Source organism: Streptomyces sp. H27-H1 (genome assembly GCF_026627445.1).
Taxonomy (GTDB): domain Bacteria; phylum Actinomycetota; class Actinomycetes; order Streptomycetales; family Streptomycetaceae; genus Streptomyces.
In genome coordinates, this window is sequence record NZ_JAPNLJ010000134.1 from 1 (window position 1) to 1,686 (window position 1,686).

The 1,686-nt window shown below is 67.9% G+C and carries 1 protein-coding gene; it reads right to left on the reverse strand.

The annotated features are described in order from the left end of the window. Positions 1 to 39: 39 nt before the first annotated feature. Positions 40 to 1,632, reverse strand: coding sequence for an ISL3 family transposase (locus OTB20_RS42095; protein ID WP_267825172.1), 1,593 nt, complete (start codon positions 1,630 to 1,632; stop codon positions 40 to 42). Between the last annotated feature and the right edge of the window lie 54 nt (positions 1,633 to 1,686).

Consider the following 1,686-nt stretch of genomic DNA (forward strand, 5'->3'; position numbering starts at 1 on the left):
GGCTCTGATCAACATTTCGGGATCGCCCAGCGTGATGGGTCACGGGGTGAGGAGGATGCGGCGTCGTAGGAGGTCGAAGTTGGCCCGTCCGTAGCCTTGGCGTTTGAGGAATTTGACCCGGTTCACGTGTCCTTCGACGATGCCGCTGGAGTAGGGCAGGGTGAGTCCGGCGGTGACGGCGTCGAGGTCCTTGGTGAGGTTGCGGGCGAAGTTGTGCAGGGGCGGCAGGTCGCTGCCTTCGGCGGCCTTGATCCAGCGTGGCAGGAGGTGACCGTCGAGGTTCTTCATCATGCGGGCGAAGTCCCCGATGTGTCTGCGGAGTTCGGCGAGTTCGGGGCAGCGGGCCAAGAGGTGCTTGAGGCGGAGTTGCTGACTGGAAGTGAGGTTGTCGGGGTGGCGGGTGAGCCAGCCGACCACTTGCCGGATGGTGGGCGCCTCGGACCTCTTGGGCGTCGGGGCCTCGCTCGAGCGCAGGGGTTCGAGCCAGCGGCGGACGCTGCGGCTGCTGCCGCGGTAGCCGCGTTGCTGGAGTTCGCGGAACAGCCGTCCACTGTCGGTGCAGCCCTCCTGCCAGCGTGTATTGAGGTACTCCACCCAGGGCTGCAGCATCCGCCGGCTCTGCCGCGGCGGCGCAAGCAGTTCCTCGACGGTGGCCGCGTGGGCGTACTTGCGGACCGTCTTGCGGTCCATCCGCAGCGTCTTCGCGATGACATCGATGGCGACCCCTTTGTCGTACATCTCGTGCACTACGGCGAAGTGGCGCCGGGTGTTCGCCGCCCGCTTGCCCTCGATCGCTGGGGGCCCGGCGGCCGGCTCCACCACCTGGTCCTGGGCCTCGTCCTCGGGCGGAGTGAGGCAGCTCCGGTGGCTGACGACGCACTTCTCGACCGCCTTGCACAGGTTCAGCCACAAATGAAAGCGATCTGCGACCTGTACCGCGTCCGGTGCTGCGGTGCGAACCGCCTCCGCATACGCGCTGGCCCGGTCCCTGCAGACGATCTCGGCGCCGGGGTGCTGCTGGAGCCAGGCTGTGAGGGTCTCGGCGGTGCGGTCCGGCAGCACATCCACCGGGCGGCCAGCCTCGATGTCGATGAGCACGGTCCCGTAGACGTGACCGCGCTTGAGCGCGAAGTCGTCGACTCCCAGCACCCGCGGACTCATCTCCGGTGGCTCGGCCGGCAGGGCCCGGACACGGCTGAGCAGCGTGTTCGGACTGACCCGGCAGTGCAGCATGCCCGCGAGGCGGGCACCGGCTCGCCCGGCCAGAAACCGGCCGATCGCCGCCAGCATCGCCTGCTGGAGCTGGCTTCGCCGGCCGTGGCGAAAGGTCAGACCCTCGACCTGTTCTGCGAAGGTCCGGCGCGGGCATGACCCCACCTCGCACCGGAACCGGCGAACCGTCAGATAAATCGTCACCGGTCGCCCACCCACCGCGACATCGGCAAGCCGTCGGCGGTAACGGTCGTGCACACGGCGTGTGCTCGTCCCACAGTCCGGGCACTGCGCGGTCGCTCCGGTCGTCGAGGCCGTTATCGTCACCACCGCGCCGACGAGCCGGAGGTCCTCCACGGTCACGGACGCCAAGTGCGGCAGGAACAGGTCGAGTATCTGATCACTTAACACCCGCACCATGATCGACCTGATGCACGGTCACGCTGGGCGATCCCGAAATGTTGATCAGAGCCG

What these genes read in the sequence shown, in the direction of transcription:
- OTB20_RS42095 (WP_267825172.1), bottom strand. Translation starts at nt 1,632, where the DNA reads ATGGTGCGGGTGTTAAGTGATCAGATACTCGACCTGTTCCTGCCGCAC.